Source organism: Haladaptatus halobius, assembly GCF_020618475.1.
In the GTDB taxonomy this organism is placed as follows: Archaea; Halobacteriota; Halobacteria; order Halobacteriales; family Haladaptataceae; genus Haladaptatus; species Haladaptatus halobius.
The window spans coordinates 1882090-1898135 of sequence record NZ_CP085335.1 but is presented as its reverse complement, the minus strand read 5'-3'; the positions used below and the strand labels follow the sequence as shown (position 1 = coordinate 1898135).

Genomic DNA, 16046 nt, shown 5'->3' with positions numbered 1-16046 from the left:
TTTTTCGGGATGCTCTCCGAAGACTGAGCCGGTTCGGAAGCACCGAGCGACCCGTCTGGCCGAATATCGGGGCTGCTTTCAAAGTTCGGTTTCGGTGGTGTAGATGGACTGCGTCGAATTTCCTTCTTCACTGGTCTCGGAGCGTTACTCTGATCTGAACTCTGCGTTGAGGCAGTGTTGACGGAATCGTCGAATTCACTCTCGAAGTGACGAGAATCGCTCCTGACGAATTTTAACTCTAAGCAATCGTGGTTCTCGAGGAGTCGATGATCTGGACAGAATCCTCGATTACAGCACCGACAGGTGTTTTCAGAGTTTCGTAGTCAGTTCCACAGAAGTCACACCTCGGCATCGTTCATAAATATGATATTCAATACGATAAATTTTCCTCACGTTCCGCATACGGCAGATGGACTACGGTGAATCGAACGACGAGAACTCAGACGCCCAACTGCTCGAAGAGGAACGCCCACTCGTCCAGATTCTCGCGCACGACCATCTCCGTCGGCTTGCCGGTTCCGTGGCCCGTATCTCGTTCTTCGCGCAGGAGAATGGGTCGGTCGGAGGTGTTCAGTTCCTGCATCCGGGCGGTCATCTTCCGGGCGTGGAACGGGTGAACCCGGCTGTTTCCCTCGGCGGTTTTGAACAGCACGGCGGGGTAGTCGCGCTTCTCGACGTTGTGGTACGGCGAGTACGCTCGAATGTACTCGAAGGCCTCGAGGTCGTCGGGCGACCCGTACTCCGCAGTCCACGACGCGCCGAGTAGGAACTTGTGGAAGCGAAGCATATCGAGCAGGGGCACGACGCAGAGGCAGGCCGCGAACAGGTCGGGACGTTGGGTGATGGCCGCGCCGACCGTCAACCCTCCGTTGCTTCGTCCGTCGATTCCGTGACGTTCCGGTCGGGTGTAGTCTCGGTCGGCGAGGTGCTCCGCCGCCGCGACGAAATCGTCGAAGGTGTTCTGTTTGCGTTCCTCTCGGGCGGCGTGGTGCCACGCCTCGCCGAACTCCCCGCCCCCGCGGAGGTTCGCCATGGCGAAGACGCCGCCTCGTTCGAGGAAGGAGAGCGCGTAACGTCGGAATGACGGGGTCTGACTGATCTCGAACCCGCCGTAGCCGTAGAGCACCGCGGGATTGTCCCCATCGCGTTCGACGTCCGCGTGGACGACGAACATCGGAACCGCCGTGCCGTCCGCTGATTCGCACCACTCCTGTTCGACTTCGAGGTCGATTCGCACCTCGGGGCGGTCGAGTTCGGCGAGACCGCCTCCGACCGCGTACCGGTAGACGGTCGGCGGCTGGTCGAACGACTGAAACCGGAAGAAACACTCGCCGCCTTCGTTCGAACCGCGGAGGCCGTCCACGGAACCCACTCCCGGCAGGGAAACGTCCTCGACGCGTTCCCCGTCAAGCGTGAAGACCGAGAGTTTCGAAATCGCGTCGCGTTCGTAGTGGGCCACGATGCGGTCGCCCGCGAACGCGAAGTCGCGCAGGATTGCGTCTCGCTCCGGAACGACGGATTCGAGGTCGGCGGTGGCGAATTCTCCGGGGGTTTCGAGGCTCGTCGCGACGATTCGGTAGTTCGGAGCGTCGGCGCTCGTCCGAAAGAAAATCCGGTCGTCGCGGACGTTCGGCTCGAAGATGGCGTCCTCGTCGACGACCAGGGGTTCGAATTCTCCGTCTCGCACCCGATATACGTCGGAGCGCGCCCAGTCGCGCACGAAATTGACGATTGACGACGAGGTGGTCGCCGTCCGCGTCGGTGTGCAGTCGCGCCCACGTTTGGTCGTCCAGTTCGACCGGAAGTTCCCGGTCGTCCTCGACTCCGCCCGCGCCGAGTCGATGGTACCCGATCGATTTGTCGAGTTGGTCGCTCTCGTCGAGCGTTCCGGTTCGACCGTAGTAGAAGCCGTCGTCGCTCCACGCGAAGGAGAACTCGCCGGTTCGTCCCGTCCGTTCGAGTTCGTCCACGAGGTCGCCGGTTTCCGCATCGACGACGCGAATGTCGTACTGCTAGGTGCCGCCTTCCGTGACGCCGTAGGCGACGAGCGACCCGTCGGGGGACGGTGAGAACCAGTTTCTCGTCAGGTTGCCGTCGTCGCTCCACTCGTTGGGGTCGGCGAGCACGCGTCGCTCGTCGGTGGGGTCGTCTCGAACCGTCAAGACGAGGAGGTCGTCGTCCGGGAAGGAGACTCGTTGGAAGTAGCTGCCGGACGTGGGCACGATCGGAAAGTACGTCGCCGTCTCGGCGAGTTCTTCGAATCGCGGGCGAAGTTCGTCGCGGATAGTACCCCGAAGACGGGAGTCGGCGTACTCGTTCTGGGCGGCGACCCACTCGCCAACCACTTCGTCGTCGCCTTCCAGCCAGCGATAGGGGTCGGGAATCTCCTCGCCGTTAAGCGTCTCGACGGTTTCGCATTTCTCGGTTCGAGGCGGATTCGTTGACATACCGTCGACTCCCGTCAGTGGGGTAATACGTCGTCGGAAACCGGCAACCTGCTGAAAGAAGACACAACTTTAACGCCTCCGAGAACCTGCGACGCGCGGGCGCGGAACGGGTATCTTTTTCCTCCGGCGCGCGAAGGGCGGGCATGAACCTCTCTCCGGAACAGCGGGCCATTCGAGACGTGGTTCGGGAGTTCGCCGTCGAGGAGATTCGCCCGACCGCGGCCGAGGGCGACGAGAACCAGGAGTTCCCCGAGGACGTGTGGGACGGCCTCGCGGAGCTAGATATGACGAGTATGACGGTGCCCGAGGAGTACGGCGGCATCGACGTCGGAAGCCTGACCTACAGCGTCGTCAACGAACAGGTCGCCTACGGCGCGCTCTCAGTGGCGACCGCGCTCTCGGTGCACTGTCTCGCGACGTCGTGTCTCGCGGAGTTCGGAAACGACGAGCAGAAAGAACGCTGGCTTCCGGAGATGGCCGACGGTCGCCCCGTCGGGGCGTTCGCGCTCTCGGAACCGGAGGCCGGGTCGAACCCCGCCGAGATGTCCACCGAGGCGCGCCGGGAGGGCGACGAGTACGTCGTCAACGGGAAGAAACAGTGGATAACGAACGGGAAGCGCGCCGACGTTTTCATCCTCTTCGCCAAGACCGACCGCGACGACCCCCGGAGCATCACGCAGTTCGTCGTGCCGAAGGACGCGGGCGTCGAGGTCGGGAAGAAGGAGGACAAACTCGGCCTGCGCGCGAGCGACACCACCAGCCTCATCTTCGACGACGTGCGGATTCCGGCCGAATATCGGCTTACCGAGGAAGGGAGGGGACTCTCCGCGGCCTTCCACATCCTCACCGGCGGGCGAATCGGCATCGCCAGTCAGGCGGTTGGTCTCTCGCAGGCCGCGTTAGATCAAGCCATCGACTACGCGGGGGAGCGCGAGCAGTTCGGCAAACCCATCGCCGACATCCAGACCATCCGGCACAAACTGGCCGACATGCAGACCAAGTTGCAGGCTTCGCGCCTGCTGACCCGCGACGCGGCCCGACTCGCGGACGCCGGGGAAGACTACCAGATGGCGGCGAGCATGGCGAAGTACTTCGCCAGCGAGTCGGCGGTCGACATTACCAACGAGGCGGTGCAGATCCACGGCGGCTACGGCTACACCACGGAATTCGACGTGGAGCGGTTCTACCGCGATTCGAAGATAACGACCATCTACGAAGGAACTTCGGAGATTCAGAAGAAAGTCATCGCCCGAAACCTCCTCGACTAACCCCAGTAGTTTTATATCAAATCCGGAAAATGGATGAGTCGATGACCGTTTCGGACTCCTCGTCGCTCGTCGCGTTCGACGCGGACGCGGCGGTTGCCGCCTTACGAGAGATGACGGACAACTCAATTCACCTCTGCGTCGAATACGATACCGAGGAGTTCAACACACTCTACGCCGACGAGACGACGCTCGCGCTGTACGGGAGCGAACGGGACATGATAGACCACTTCGAGGAGGTGCTTTCCTACGTTCACGTCGATTTCATGGAGAAAGACCTCTTCGAGGACGTGTTCCGCGCCGCGGGCGAGGTGCGCGCGTTTGTAACCTACATGGACAACGTCACGCTCGTCCGAGTGCTCGTCGGGCAGGAAGGGCTGTTTTTCACGGTTTCCCCGGGAACCGACGTGACGGAGCTCGTCGAGGCGGCCGAAGACGTGATAGAGTCGTAACCGACCGAAGTCCCTTTGCTCCCCACCCGCCTACGGCGAGTCGTGACTGACGACGTTTCGGCGGTAGTGTACGACTTGGACGGGACGCTCGTCGACCTCGTCGTGGACTGGGACGAGGTGGCGCGAGATGTCGCTCGTGTCCTCGAAGACCACGGCGTGGACGCGAGCGACGCCGACCTCTGGCAAATGCTCGACCTGGCCGACGAGGCGAACGCCCGCGACCCGGTGGAGGAAGTCATCGGCGAACACGAGTGCGAGGGCGCACGCCTCTCGACCCGCCTTCCGCACGCCGACGAACTCGTAGAATGCGAGTTACCCGTCGGCGTCTGTTCGCTGAACTGCGAAGCGGCCTGCCACGTCGGCCTCGAAACGCACGACCTCGCGGAGTGCGTCGACGCGGTCGTCGGCCGCGACTCGGTGGCGACGCGAAAACCCGACCCGGAACCCCTCCGTGCGACCCTCCGGGCGCTGGGGGTCGACGGAAACGCGCTCTTCGTCGGCGATTCGCGCCGGGACGAGTTGACGGCGGAGCGCGCGGGAATCACCTTCGAGTACGTGTAGTCGGCGAATCCGGTCGAGCGTTCAGTCCGCTTGATGCATCCGTGCGTAGAGGTACACCGCGACCGCGGTGACGAACCAGACGATAGCGCCGACGCGGACGGCGAAGGAAACCCGGGAGGCCCACGTCGGGAGTGAAACGCCGGAGGCGAACGCGAGAACCGCGACGACCGGCGCGCCGACGAGGATGGTCGTGACGAAGGTGACCTGCATCACCCACCCGTAATCCACGCCCTCCGGCTCGTACCTCTCGACTGGTTCGGGCACGGATGAACGCGAGCACTGGGCGGGCTTAAACGTTGTCAGGTCGGATCCCGGCGAAACCGTCACCGACCGGGCAGATTAAGCCCTCGGACGAGAACTACGACGTATGCCAACGGTGAGGGACATCCGCGCCAAGGCGGGCGAAGAGCCGATAACGATGCTCACGGCGTACGACGCGCCGACGGCGAGCATCGTGGACGACGCCGGTATCGATATCATCCTCGTGGGCGACAGCATGGGGAACGCGGTACTCGGCTACGATTCGACGCTTCCCGTCACGGTGGACGAGGTGGCGAGCCGAACCGGCGCGGTCGTTCGCGGCGTCGAGGAGACGCTCGTCGTCGCCGACCTGCCGTTTCTCGGTTTCGGTTACGACGAGAAGGGCGCGGTCGAGAACGCGGGCCGGATGCTCAAAGAGGAAGGGGCGAACGCCGTCAAAATCGAAAGCGGACGCCACACCGTCGAGTTGACCGAGACGCTCTCGCAGGTCGGAATCCCGGTGATGGCACACCTCGGCCTGACGCCGCAGCACGTCAACCAGTTGGGCTACGCCCGGCAGGGAACGACTCGAGAGGCGGCGGAGGAGATGGTCGAACTCGCCCGCGAACACGAGAGGGCGGGCGCGTTTTCGCTCGTCCTTGAACACGTCCCCGCGAACCTTGCGGCGACCATCACCGAGGAACTCGCCATCCCGACCATCGGCATCGGCGCGGGCCCGGACACGGACGGACAGGTGCTCGTCATCAACGACGTGATGGGGCTCGGCGACTGGAGTCCGAGCTTTTCGAAGCAGTTCGGCGACGTGAAAGGGGAGATGGAACGCGCGGTCTCGGCGTTCCGCGACGAGGTGGAATCGGGCGAGTTCCCGGCCGAAGAGCACTCTCACGTGGAAGAGGAAATCGACGGCGTATACTGATTATTGAACCCCGTCCAGAAACCGCGTCAGCGTTCCGTTGAACGCCTCTGGCGTTTCGAGCATGGCGAGGTGAGCGGCCCCCTCTATGTCCGCGTACTGTCCGTCGTGCACGTTCTCGGCCAGAAACTCGTGGTACCACGGCGGCGTGAGCATATCATGTTCGCCGACGACGGCGAGCATCGGGACGACGATCTCGTCCAGTCGGTCGCGCACGTCGAAAGTGTGACAGGAGTGGAAGTCCCGACTCGTGACGCGTTGGCCGACCTCGTACATCGCTTCCTTGGAGAGTTCGACGTAGCGGTCGTCCGGATCGTGGAAGAGACGGTCGCCGTCGTGGAGGAACGCGACCGCTCGGTCGAAATCCTCGTCGAGCCACGCGAGCAGGTCGTCCATCACGGAGAGTTTCGCGCCGGTTCCGACGAGCGCGATGGCGTCCGGGTCGACCTCGCGTTCGAGGACGAGGTGCAGGACGACCGCACCGCCGAGCGAGTTCCCGACGAGGGTTCGCGCGCCCGTCTCCTCGGCGACCGCCAGCACGTCATCCGCGTACGCCGAGAGCGCGCCCCACCCCGCGTCGGCGTCCACGTCCTCGGATTCGCCGTGGCCGCTCAGGTCGAGGGCGACGACGGGGAACGCGGAGGCGAGTCTGGCGATTTGGGCCTTCCAGAGTTCGTGCGTGCCGCCGCTTCCGTGGACAAACAGCACAGGGTCACCCGTCCCACCGCGGTTCGCGTGGCGGTAGGCTGTCGTCCGGCCGTGGTGCGTGACCGTTTCCATACCCCTCGTTCTCGTGCCCGGAGCATAAAGTTCGGGACGGGAACGAGTGGGAACTGCATTTCCACCGCATTTTAGCGAATCGCAAGACGTAGCCACCTTCGACAGTGAAAGATATAAATAGTAGTGTGACTAACTATGGGTTAGCAACAATGTCGCTCGAACGTATATCACGGCAGGACGCCTACGTCGCCCGCCATTACAGTTACGACGAGGACGAGGTCATCGTCGCGGACTTCGGTGCGGCGGACGTTTCCGTGGACGTGCTGGACGACGTGGCTATCGTCGTCGCGGAACGCGACGGCGAGCACTTCCAGACCGAACTCGAACTGCCAGAGGGAGAGGCGCAAGCGTTTATCAACAACGGTGTCGTCAGTATCGAGGTGAGACGATGAAACTTACTGTCAAGCCACTTAAACAGAAGGATGCGGGTCGCGGACTCGCGGCGGTCGACCGACGCTCGATGAAAGAGCTGGAAGTCGAGAACGGTGATTACATCGTCATTGAGGGGCGTGGACAGGGGCGTGCGGTTGCGCGCGTCTGGCCCGGCTACCCCGAGGACGAGGGTCGCGGCATCATCCGAATCGACGGGAAACTTCGACAGGAGGCCGGCGTCGGAATCGACGACAAGGTCACCATCGAGAAGGCCGACGTGAAACCCGCGAACCGGGTCACCATCGCGCTCCCGCAGAACCTCCAGATTCGCGGAAACATCGCGCCCCACATCCGCGATAAGCTGAGCGGACAAGCTATCACGCAGGGACAGGCCATCCCCTTCGGTTTCGGCCTGATGGGGATGGGTTCCGGCCAGTCGATTCCGCTCAAGGTCGCCAGCACCGACCCCGACGGGACGGTCGTTGTCACCGACTCGACTGAGATACAGATCAGCGAACGCCCCGCCGAGGAGATCGCGGCCGGAAGCGGCGGCGGACAGGCCCGCCCGGACGTAACCTACGAGGACATCGGCGGCTTGGAGGGCGAACTCGAACAGGTTCGGGAGATGATCGAACTCCCGATGCGCCATCCGGAGCTGTTCAGCCGCCTCGGCATTGACCCGCCGAAGGGCGTGCTCCTCCACGGTCCGCCGGGTACCGGGAAGACCCTGATGGCGAAGGCCGTCGCCAACGAGATCGACGCGTACTTCAAGACCATCTCCGGCCCGGAGATAATGTCGAAGTACTACGGAGAAAGCGAAGAGCAACTCCGCGAGGTGTTCGAGGAGGCGGAACAGAACTCCCCGGCCATCATCTTCATCGACGAACTCGACTCCATCGCGCCGAAGCGCGAGGAGGCGGGCGGTGACGTGGAGCGCCGCGTCGTCGCGCAGTTGCTCTCGCTGATGGACGGTCTCGAAGAGCGCGGCGAGGTGACGGTCATCGCGGCGACTAACCGCGTGGACGCGGTTGACCCTGCGCTCCGACGCGGCGGTCGGTTCGACCGCGAGATCGAAATCGGCGTGCCCGACCGCGACGGTCGCCTCGAAATCATGCAGGTGCACACCCGCGGGATGCCCCTCGCGGACAGCATCGACCTGGCGGAGTATGCCGACAACACCCACGGCTTCGTCGGTGCCGACCTCGAATCGCTGGCCCGCGAGTCGGCGATGAACGCGCTCCGGCGCGTCCGCCCGGAACTCGACCTCGAATCGGACGAGATTCCGGCGGATATGCTGGAGACGCTGAAGGTCACCGAGCAGGACTTCAAGGAGGCGCTGAAGGGCATCGAACCCTCCGCGCTCCGCGAGGTGTTCGTCGAAGTTCCCGACGTGTCGTGGGAACAGGTGGGCGGTCTCGAGGACACGAAAGAGCGCCTGCGCGAGACCATCCAGTGGCCCCTCGACTACCCCGAGGTGTTCGAGGCGCTGGACATGGAGGCCGCGAAGGGCGTCCTGATGTACGGCCCGCCCGGAACCGGGAAGACCCTAATGGCGAAGGCCGTCGCCAACGAGAGCGACAGCAATTTCATCTCCATCAAAGGCCCCGAACTGCTGTCGAAGTGGGTCGGCGAGTCCGAGAAGGGCGTCCGCGAAGTGTTCAGCAAGGCCCGCGAGAACGCCCCGACCGTGGTGTTCTTCGACGAGATCGACTCCATCGCCACGGAGCGCGGACGCGGCGAAGGCGGTGGCTCGCAGGTCAGCGAACGCGTCGTCTCGCAACTGCTGACCGAACTCGACGGCCTCGAAGAACTCGAAGACGTGGTCGTCATCGCCACCTCGAACCGCCCCGACCTCATCGACTCGGCGCTCCTTCGCCCCGGCCGACTCGACCGGCACGTCCACGTGCCCGTCCCCGACGAGGACGCTCGGAGGGCCATATTCGAGGTGCACACCCGGAACAAGCCGCTGGCCGACGACGTGGACTTGGACGAACTGGCCGCCGAGACGGGCGGCTACGTCGGTGCCGACATCGAGGCCGTCTGCCGCGAAGCCGCGATGGCCGCGAGCCGCGAGTTCGTCCAGAGCGTCACGCCCGAGGAGATCGGCGACAGCGTCGGTAACGTCCGCATTACGGCGGAACACTTCGAGCACGCGCTCGACGAGGTGACCCCGAGCGTCACCGAGGAGACCCGCGAACGCTACGAAGAGATCGAAGAACGCTTCGACACCGCCGAACCCGAAACCGAAGAAGGCGCCGTCGGTCGGACGTTCCAATAAGAACGACCTTTTACGACGATCGCGGTCAGGCGTGACAACGACCGCCGTCGTCACGCCTGACGGCTCCCTGTAAAAGCTCGACCAAAAGCACTCCTCTTTCACTTCGCTACGCTCCGTTCAGTCGTCGGACCGCTCACTCGTCGTTTCACTCCTCACTCGCGGTGAATCGCTAGCTTCTAGCGGTTGTGTCGACTGCTGATTCACAACGACGGGACAGCCAGCCGCTTTCCGGACGCGCCCCGAAGCAGGCTGAGCCAGCGGTCGGCGAAGCCTGCTTCGACGCGGGGAGGACTTGGGCCTCGTGGCGCGTCGTGCGAGGGTCGCACGACGCGCCCATACTGCGGTATTTTGCCCTAGTGACTCCAGTTGTACTGTAGCGTTCTAAATCGTAGAGAAAAGTCCGTTTCCGGCGGTTGTGTCACCGGCCTATTGCTTCGCTATCAGTTGCGGTTCGGCTAGTCACGAAATATTCCAGATTTGTCAGTACATCGCGTGAAATGTAGTTCTCCATAGAATTTTGTTGAAGTCCTTCGATGGGGTGGTTACGATGATAGTCGTCCATACGAGCATCCCCATCGACCCCGAGTGTCGCGCGGAAGCGGTCGAGGCGGCGGAAGTTCTCGCCGAGCACTCGCGGAAAGAGAAGGAGATGGTCGCCTACCAGGCGATGACCGTCGTCGAGAAGCCGAACGTGATCCGTTTCTTCGAGCAGTACGATGACGTCGCGGCGTTGGAGGCGCACGTAGAGACGGACTACTATCGAGCATTCGAGGACGAGCTTCCGGACTTTGTCGACGGGAAGATCGAAACCCGCCGATTCCAAGCGGACGAAGCGGAGACGATTCGGTTCGACGTCGACGAACTCGGAATCGAACTCGACGCGGGTCGCACCGAGTGAAACGAGTCATTCCTGAAGAGATCGAGGAGTTCGAATAGCGCGACGAGCCACGCGAATTCGCCGAGCACGGCTGTCCCTTTCCAGTGACCCGCCTTAAAATCGGACGATTGGTGGTTCGAGCGAACGTAAATCGTTACTCTAGCTTCTCGGCCGCGTCCCGCTCGATGAGCGGCGCGGCGTTCTCGGCGGGCAGCGTCACCACGTCTTCGCTAGTGAGGTCGTACTCTCGTTCGTCCACGCCAAGTATCGCACCTACGTCGCGGGTGATGCGCACCATCGTTCGCTCGTCCGAGAGCGCCGGTTCGGGCGTGCTCGCCGTCTCGTCGGCGGACGGTTCCGCCTCGGACTGCGCGTCCGGCTCCTCGTCGGCGGTCGGCTCCGGTGATTCCGGTGGCTCCGGCGGTTTCGCGTCGGACGGTTCGGTATCGTCCGCGACCGCCGCCGCTTCGTCGTGCGGTCGGTCGGCCGAACCGGCGGACTCTGACGCCGCCGGTTCGGAATCGTCGGCGGTCGATTCAGCCGTGCCCGAACCCGCTTCGATCTCGGGCTCTTCTCCCGCCAGCACGTCGAGCACGGTAGATTTGTTCGCCTCGATGCATCCCACGAGGTCGGCGAACAGGGTCTGTTCTTCGCTGGTCAGCCCCTCCTCGTCCGCGGGAATCCCGGCCGCCGCGAGGCTCGCGCGTTTGACGACTTTTCCCACTCGTCGTTCGTAGATGGCCTCGACGACCTCTTCCGCCGTCTGTATTTCGTCGGTCAGCCGATTGACCTCGGCGGAGTCGAACGGGTCGTCGGCCCGTTCGGCGGCCCGCTCGCGCTCCTCGCGCAGGTCGCGGATGTACTCACCCACGTCTGCGTAGAAGGATTCCCGTAGATGTTGCAGGCTATCCTTCGAGCGCTCCTTGCTCTGGACGCTGCGGAGTTCGTCGAGATTCATTCTTTCCCTTTTTCTGCCCGGCCACGCGCCATGAGGAAGATAGCAACGTATTCGGGAATCGATACATTGCCTGCTGGAATGGTAAAGCTTTCGCCACCGAGTTCAATTTTCGCACCTTCCTCTAGTTCGATAGTTACGTCGTGTCTCGTGAACGTCTCCGGAATCGCGTCGACGAGTGGGTCGAAATCGGCGAGTTCGTCGCGCGAAATCCGGGTCACTTCGAGGCCGCTCCCGCCGTGAAGGCTTCCTGGAAGGCGGATGAGGCGGTGTGTGTCGGTCGTCACGGGTTCGTCCACCGCCGCGCTCTCCGCTGCGAACACCTCCGAGGCGACGATTCGCGCGAGCTGATAGAACGCGGGATGCACGTCCACGTTCCCGCGTTCTATCTCCCGACGGTTGTTCTTCGCCGCGTTGTACGCTCCCGTCGCTTTCCCGGTGCCGATACCGTCGAACTCTTGGAGGCGCTCGAGCGCGTCTTCTTCCTCCATCGCCATGAGTTCGTCCACGAACGAACGGAGGTGTGAGTGGACACGTCCGCCCCAACCGCCGTCGGTCGGTAGGGTTCGCTTGTGCGTCGGGTTCTTGAGTCCGAGACCGGCGACCGCTTCGGATTCGACCAGCGAGTCGAACGCAACGTCCCTCGCCCGGACGTAATCGACGACCTCTCGGCGGGCTTCCCGGTCTAGGTGCCGGATACCTTCGTCCCGGATGTGGACGTGATAGCCTCGCCCGCCGGAGAAGACGACCGTCGCGTCATCGAAGCCGAAATCGCGGTCGAGCAGATCGAGCAGGTCGAGCAGTTCGTCCTTACAGCGAGCCAGCATCTCGGCGTAGGTCGTCTCCGGCGTGACGCCGGGGAGGTGGTCGGCGTCCAAGTCGAACACGAGGTCGGCGCTCTGCCACCCTTTCGCCTCCATCGTGCTCGCGCCGGGGTCGCCGTACCGCCCGGCGGAGAAGTAGACGTGTCGCGGTCGCTCGCGTTCGAGGAACCCGCCGAGGTCGCCGAGGTCGAGCAGCGAACTATGCCGAACCATCGTCGTCCCCGGCCCGGCTGTCCATGGGATGTAGCCCCACTCGCGCTCATCCGCACCCGGGGGGAGCGTCGGGTCTACCGCCCGGTAGTGGTCGCGGAACCTGCCTCGGAGATACGCTCGCGTCCGCTCTTCCATCGTCCGTGCATGAGACGGCGAACGATTAAAGCGTTGTTTCTTCGATTCAATCACCCGTTACGTCGGGAAAATCGCGGTTGGCCGCCCTCGGAACTCGACCGCGCACTAGATTCGGGGAGAAACGCGGAATCCACGGGAAGAAATCGCAAGAACGCTCATCCGCGCATAAAATCGGAGAGTCGCTTGGCGATACTCTCCTCCTCGCCCAACCGGAGATAGTAGGCATCGCCGCCGTCTTCGTAGTAGTTGTCGATTCGACGTTCGACCTCGAATCCGAGATGACGGTAGAACTGGAGGGCGTTCTCGTTCGTCGTCCGGGCGTGACAGGTGACGGATTTGTGGTTATCTGCGACCTTCGCGACCAATCGCTGACCGAACCCTTCACCTCGGAAATTGCTATCGACCGCGAGAAAGAGGATGTAACCGTCGCGCCGAACCGCCGCGAACCCGATGAGTCGTTCGCCGCCTTCCCCGTCCGTGACGTAGCAGTAGACGGTCGAGCGACGGTACGCGTCCGTGAAGAAACCCCGTCGTTGTTTCAGCACGTCGTCCCGTTGCCGGATTCGCTCCTTTAGTCGCCACGCCTCCTCGACGTAGCGATTGTCGCCCGGCGGGACGACGCGCGTGTCGATATTTACGCTCACTGGATGGGAGTAGCAGACAGGTCAATATAATTCCACCGGCATACGCCCCGGTTGACACGACCGGATTGGCAAGCCTGATACCCGCAGCGAGTGAGTATCGGACGATGGACTTCTCGCTACGCGAGCACACCGCCGACGTCGCGGTCGAAGCCACGGGGGAGTCGCTGGCCGCGGTCTTTGCCGCCGTCGCCGATGGGATGGCCGCGGCGATGTGCGACGACGTTCCGGACGACGGCGAGCGATTCGACATCGCGGTGCGCGCCGAGGGACGAGAGGCGCTCCTCTTCGACTATCTCGACGAACTCATCTACCAGCGCGACGTTCGCGGGGTGCTTCCGGTGGACAACGACGCGAGCGTCGACGAGGGGAGAGAAAGTGACGGGCGAGGGAGCGACGAACGGGAGGACGAGTGGGTTCTCTCCGGAAGCGCCCGCGGCGTTCCCCTCGCCGGACTCGGCGCTCGGGAGATAAAGGCCGTGACCTACTCCGAAATGGTGATCGAGGAGACGTCGGGCGGATGGCGGGCGTACGTCGTGTTCGACGTGTAAACCGTTCACGTCGCTTTCGACGCACACCCCGACTCCGAAACGTCTTCGGGGTTCGCGCCGAACGTTATCGTATGACCACCTACACCGCCGGAGACATCACGCTCGAAAAGGTTCGGGAGTACGTCTGGGAGATTCCGCAGGAAGACGGAATGGGGACGCCCGCGCGGGTGTTCGCCAGCGAGAAACTGCTCGACCAGATCGCAGACGACAAGACGCTCCAGCAGTTGCGGAACGCGACCCACCTGCCGGGCGTGCAAAAGCATGCGCTCTGTATGCCCGACGGCCATCAGGGATACGGCTTCCCGGTCGGCGGCGTGGCCGGAATCGACGCCGAGGCGGGCTGTATCTCCCCCGGAGCAGTCGGCTACGACATCAATTGCGGCGTCAGGATGATGCGGACGAACCTCACCTACGACGACCTGCGAGGGCGAGAGGAAGAACTCGTGGACGCCCTCTTCGCCAACGTCCCGTCCGGACTCGGCGGGGGTGGCATCGTCGAGGGCGACATCGACGCCGTCGAAGACATCCTCGACAGGGGCGTGGCGTGGGCGCTGGACGAGGGGTACGCAGTCGAGGCCGACCTCGCCCACTGCGAGGACGAGGGCGTTCGAACGGAGAGCGACCCGTCGAAGATATCGCAGAAGGCGAAAGACCGCGGAAAGAATCAGATCGGAAGTCTCGGCAGCGGTAACCACTTCCTCGAAGTCCAGCGCGTGACCGACGTATTCCGGGAGGACGTCGCGGAGGCGTACGGACTGGCGGAAAATCAGATCGTCGTGCTCATCCACTGCGGGAGCCGCGGACTCGGCCATCAGGTCTGCACCGACTACCTGCGGAAGATAGAGAAAACTCACTCCGGACTGCTGTCGAAGCTCCCCGACAAGGAACTCGCCGCCGCGCCCGCTGGAAGTCACCTCGCTGACGACTACTATCAGGCGATGGGAGCGGCAATCAACTTCGCGTGGGTGAACCGCCAGCTCATCATGCACCGGACGCGGCAGGTGTTCGAGCGCGTGTTCGGGCGGTCGTGGCGGGAGATGGAGATGGAACTGCTGTACGACGTGGCGCACAACATCGCCAAGAAGGAGACGCATGAGGTGGACGGGGAAAACCGCGAGTTGTACGTCCACCGCAAGGGCGCGACGCGAGCGTTCCCGGCGGGCCATCCCGAGGTGCCCGGCGCGTATCTCGATGTGGGCCAGCCCATCATCATCCCCGGAAGCATGGGCGCGGGAAGCTACGTCCTCCGCGGCGGCGAGGAGTCGATGAACCTCAGCTTCGGTTCGACTGCCCACGGCGCGGGTCGCGTCATGAGCCGAACGCAGGCGAAAAACGACTACTGGGGCGGCGACGTGCAGGACGAACTCCAACAGGAGCACATCTACGTCAAAGCCCAGAGCGGCGCGACGGTCGCGGAGGAAGCGCCGGGCGTCTACAAGGACGTGGACGAAGTCGTGGCGGTGTCCGACGCGCTCGGCATCGGCGACAAGGTGGCTCGAACGTACCCGGTGTGCAACATCAAGGGATAACCCAAACGTTCTTTTTACTAATCAGAAAATTTTGATACTACTGCGCCGAACGAGAGGTATGCAACGACTAGCGGTGCTCGGCGCGCTCGCCGCGAGCGCTACCGCCGGGTGTCTCGGCGGCTTCCTCGGTTTCTCTTCGGACGGGGCGCAGTTTTCCATCGAGACCGACCCGGTGCCCGACGGTTTGCCGGCGACGCTCTCCGCGGAACTGGTCTCGTCGGCGACGCCGGAGCATCCGCCTCGTCTCCGAGTCGACTTCGAGTGTACCGCCGACGAACCGCGGACGTTTCGATTCGGCTACCCCGGCCCGTTCGCGGACACGGTGAGCGCCGCGACGGATAGTTCGAAACTCGTACTCGAGTACGAGACGCAGTCGGACGACAGGTGCGATAGCTGCTAGCGGAGTGACGGTTCCGGCGGACGGAGAGCGGTCGAACGCCGGACGCTCGACCCCGGCGAGCGAACGCACGTTGAGCGGTCGGTGTTGAACCACGCGAGAAACGAGTCGTGTTTCCCGCCGAGCCGGTATCGATTCGAAGATTGATACGGCGTCGACGGCGACACCTACGAGTGGGGATTTCGGCTTCGGATACGGTGAGTTCGCTTCGGCCGCGCTACGTTCGGAAATCGAAGTTCGGCGCGTCCTCCGGCCGAAGCGGAACCTGCGGGTCGAGCTCCTCGCCGCGGTCAAACTTCACGAAGTTGAGGTAGTACAACTCGCCACAGCCCTCGCCGTCGGTTTCGGCGGCTCCACAGACGAGTTCGACGCCGTCGGCCGCTTTGAACTCGTCGTAGGCGTCGGCGTACTCCCACCCATCCAAGGGGTCGGCGGTCACCGACTTGTCAGCGAGACGGGCGTCGCGCTCCAGCGTTGCGATAGCGCCGCAGTGGGGACAGTAGTAGCGGACGGGAACGGTCATGGAGGGACGTTGGTGCTCCGCGAACGTAAACTGCGCGTCGGTTCTCATCCGCGTGGGAGTTCGTCGTCGATG

The 16046-nt window shown here is 63.4% G+C and carries 17 protein-coding genes and 1 pseudogene; 10 read left to right on the top strand and 8 right to left on the bottom strand.

Annotated elements, in window-relative coordinates; genetic code table 11:
* Positions 1-439: 439 nt before the first annotated feature.
* Both LIW51_RS38520 and LIW51_RS38515 read right to left on the bottom strand, forming a co-directional pair.
* On the bottom strand, positions 440-1720 hold the full coding sequence (locus LIW51_RS38520) for a prolyl oligopeptidase family serine peptidase (protein WP_255766651.1): 1281 nt from the start codon (positions 1718-1720) through the stop codon (positions 440-442).
* A 70-nt stretch (positions 1721-1790) separates the two neighbouring features.
* Positions 1791-2447 (bottom strand): annotated as a pseudogene (locus tag LIW51_RS38515) (prolyl oligopeptidase family serine peptidase); the annotation flags it as partial.
* A gap of 143 nt (positions 2448-2590) precedes the next feature.
* Here LIW51_RS38515 and LIW51_RS10935 point away from each other — a divergent pair.
* Genes LIW51_RS10935 through LIW51_RS10925 form a run of 3 tightly spaced genes read left to right on the top strand, consistent with a single transcriptional unit; the run spans position 2591 to position 4725 of the window.
* Complete coding sequence (locus LIW51_RS10935; protein WP_227374169.1) at positions 2591-3715, top strand: acyl-CoA dehydrogenase family protein; 1125 nt, start codon at positions 2591-2593, stop codon at positions 3713-3715.
* Positions 3716-3756: 41 nt separating this feature from the next.
* Positions 3757-4164 carry a DUF7522 family protein gene (locus LIW51_RS10930; protein ID WP_227374168.1) on the top strand — a complete coding sequence of 136 codons (408 nt, stop codon included), beginning with the start codon at positions 3757-3759 and terminating at the stop codon, positions 4162-4164.
* 42 nt (positions 4165-4206) lie between these two features.
* Positions 4207-4725, top strand: a complete 519-nt coding sequence (locus LIW51_RS10925) for an HAD family hydrolase (protein WP_227374167.1) — start codon at positions 4207-4209, stop codon at positions 4723-4725.
* 21 nt (positions 4726-4746) lie between these two features.
* On the opposite strand, the gene LIW51_RS10920 is transcribed toward LIW51_RS10925, so the two are convergent.
* Complete coding sequence (locus LIW51_RS10920) at positions 4747-4989, bottom strand: DUF5822 domain-containing protein (protein ID WP_227374166.1); 243 nt, start codon at positions 4987-4989, stop codon at positions 4747-4749.
* Positions 4990-5092: 103 nt separating this feature from the next.
* Here LIW51_RS10920 and panB point away from each other — a divergent pair, with 103 nt between their 5' ends.
* The gene (panB, locus tag LIW51_RS10915; RefSeq protein ID WP_227374165.1) at positions 5093-5902 is read left to right on the top strand and encodes a 3-methyl-2-oxobutanoate hydroxymethyltransferase; all 810 of its coding nucleotides are present in this window, start codon (positions 5093-5095) and stop codon (positions 5900-5902) included.
* Here the strand turns inward: panB and LIW51_RS10910 are convergent, their stop codons facing one another.
* Positions 5903-6679: an alpha/beta fold hydrolase gene (locus LIW51_RS10910; RefSeq protein ID WP_227374164.1), complete on the bottom strand. Its 777-nt coding sequence runs from the start codon at positions 6677-6679 to the stop codon at positions 5903-5905.
* Between the two features lie 149 nt (positions 6680-6828).
* On the opposite strand from LIW51_RS10910, the gene LIW51_RS10905 reads away from it, so the two are divergent.
* The 3 genes from LIW51_RS10905 to LIW51_RS10895 all read left to right on the top strand — a co-directional run bounded on the left by LIW51_RS10905 (position 6829) and on the right by LIW51_RS10895 (position 10227).
* Complete coding sequence (locus LIW51_RS10905) at positions 6829-7071, top strand: DUF7127 family protein (protein ID WP_227374163.1); 243 nt, start codon at positions 6829-6831, stop codon at positions 7069-7071.
* On the top strand, positions 7068-9329 hold the full coding sequence (locus tag LIW51_RS10900; RefSeq protein WP_227374162.1) for a CDC48 family AAA ATPase: 2262 nt from the start codon (positions 7068-7070) through the stop codon (positions 9327-9329). The genes LIW51_RS10905 and LIW51_RS10900 overlap by 4 nt, the downstream gene beginning before the upstream one ends.
* Positions 9330-9876: 547 nt before the next feature.
* Positions 9877-10227 carry a putative quinol monooxygenase gene (locus LIW51_RS10895; RefSeq protein ID WP_227374161.1) on the top strand — a complete coding sequence of 117 codons (351 nt, stop codon included), beginning with the start codon at positions 9877-9879 and terminating at the stop codon, positions 10225-10227.
* Positions 10228-10360: 133 nt separating this feature from the next.
* Here LIW51_RS10895 and LIW51_RS10890 read toward each other — a convergent pair whose 3' ends face one another.
* The 3 genes from LIW51_RS10890 to LIW51_RS10880 form a co-directional block, all read right to left on the bottom strand.
* A complete protein-coding gene (locus LIW51_RS10890) occupies positions 10361-11164 on the bottom strand; it encodes a DNA replication complex subunit Gins51 (RefSeq protein WP_227374160.1) in 804 nt (267 codons plus the stop codon).
* On the bottom strand, positions 11161-12333 hold the full coding sequence (gene priS, locus LIW51_RS10885; RefSeq protein ID WP_227374159.1) for a DNA primase small subunit PriS: 1173 nt from the start codon (positions 12331-12333) through the stop codon (positions 11161-11163). Before priS ends, LIW51_RS10890 begins: the two co-directional genes overlap by 4 nt.
* Before the next feature lie 155 nt (positions 12334-12488).
* The gene (locus LIW51_RS10880; protein WP_227374158.1) at positions 12489-12977 is read right to left on the bottom strand and encodes a GNAT family N-acetyltransferase; all 489 of its coding nucleotides are present in this window, start codon (positions 12975-12977) and stop codon (positions 12489-12491) included.
* Between the two features lie 104 nt (positions 12978-13081).
* Between LIW51_RS10880 and LIW51_RS10875 the strand changes: the two genes are divergently transcribed.
* From LIW51_RS10875 to LIW51_RS10865, 3 genes are all read left to right on the top strand, one after another.
* Positions 13082-13525: an archease gene (locus LIW51_RS10875; protein WP_227374157.1), complete on the top strand. Its 444-nt coding sequence runs from the start codon at positions 13082-13084 to the stop codon at positions 13523-13525.
* Between the two features lie 71 nt (positions 13526-13596).
* Positions 13597-15054 (top strand): RtcB family protein, encoded by a 1458-nt coding sequence (locus tag LIW51_RS10870; protein ID WP_227374156.1) that lies wholly within the window; start codon positions 13597-13599, stop codon positions 15052-15054.
* A 58-nt stretch (positions 15055-15112) separates the two neighbouring features.
* Positions 15113-15454 (top strand): hypothetical protein, encoded by a 342-nt coding sequence (locus tag LIW51_RS10865; protein WP_227374155.1) that lies wholly within the window; start codon positions 15113-15115, stop codon positions 15452-15454.
* Between the two features lie 214 nt (positions 15455-15668).
* Here the strand turns inward: LIW51_RS10865 and LIW51_RS10860 are convergent, their stop codons facing one another.
* Positions 15669-15974: a DUF7969 family protein gene (locus LIW51_RS10860; protein ID WP_227376788.1), complete on the bottom strand. Its 306-nt coding sequence runs from the start codon at positions 15972-15974 to the stop codon at positions 15669-15671.
* Between the last annotated feature and the right edge of the window lie 72 nt (positions 15975-16046).

Coding starts and splice junctions, on each gene's coding strand:
- LIW51_RS10900 (WP_227374162.1), top strand. CDS start 7,068: ATGAAACTTACTGTCAAGCCACTTAAACAGAAGGATGCGGGTCGCGGA.
- LIW51_RS10930 (WP_227374168.1), top strand. CDS start 3,757: ATGACCGTTTCGGACTCCTCGTCGCTCGTCGCGTTCGACGCGGACGCG.
- priS (WP_227374159.1), bottom strand. CDS start 12,333: ATGGAAGAGCGGACGCGAGCGTATCTCCGAGGCAGGTTCCGCGACCAC.
- LIW51_RS10910 (WP_227374164.1), bottom strand. CDS start 6,679: ATGGAAACGGTCACGCACCACGGCCGGACGACAGCCTACCGCCACGCG.
- LIW51_RS10905 (WP_227374163.1), top strand. CDS start 6,829: ATGTCGCTCGAACGTATATCACGGCAGGACGCCTACGTCGCCCGCCAT.
- LIW51_RS10875 (WP_227374157.1), top strand. CDS start 13,082: ATGGACTTCTCGCTACGCGAGCACACCGCCGACGTCGCGGTCGAAGCC.
- LIW51_RS10865 (WP_227374155.1), top strand. CDS start 15,113: ATGCAACGACTAGCGGTGCTCGGCGCGCTCGCCGCGAGCGCTACCGCC.
- LIW51_RS10860 (WP_227376788.1), bottom strand. CDS start 15,974: ATGACCGTTCCCGTCCGCTACTACTGTCCCCACTGCGGCGCTATCGCA.
- LIW51_RS10890 (WP_227374160.1), bottom strand. CDS start 11,164: ATGAATCTCGACGAACTCCGCAGCGTCCAGAGCAAGGAGCGCTCGAAG.
- panB (WP_227374165.1), top strand. CDS start 5,093: ATGCCAACGGTGAGGGACATCCGCGCCAAGGCGGGCGAAGAGCCGATA.
- LIW51_RS10935 (WP_227374169.1), top strand. CDS start 2,591: ATGAACCTCTCTCCGGAACAGCGGGCCATTCGAGACGTGGTTCGGGAG.
- LIW51_RS10895 (WP_227374161.1), top strand. CDS start 9,877: ATGATAGTCGTCCATACGAGCATCCCCATCGACCCCGAGTGTCGCGCG.
- LIW51_RS10870 (WP_227374156.1), top strand. CDS start 13,597: ATGACCACCTACACCGCCGGAGACATCACGCTCGAAAAGGTTCGGGAG.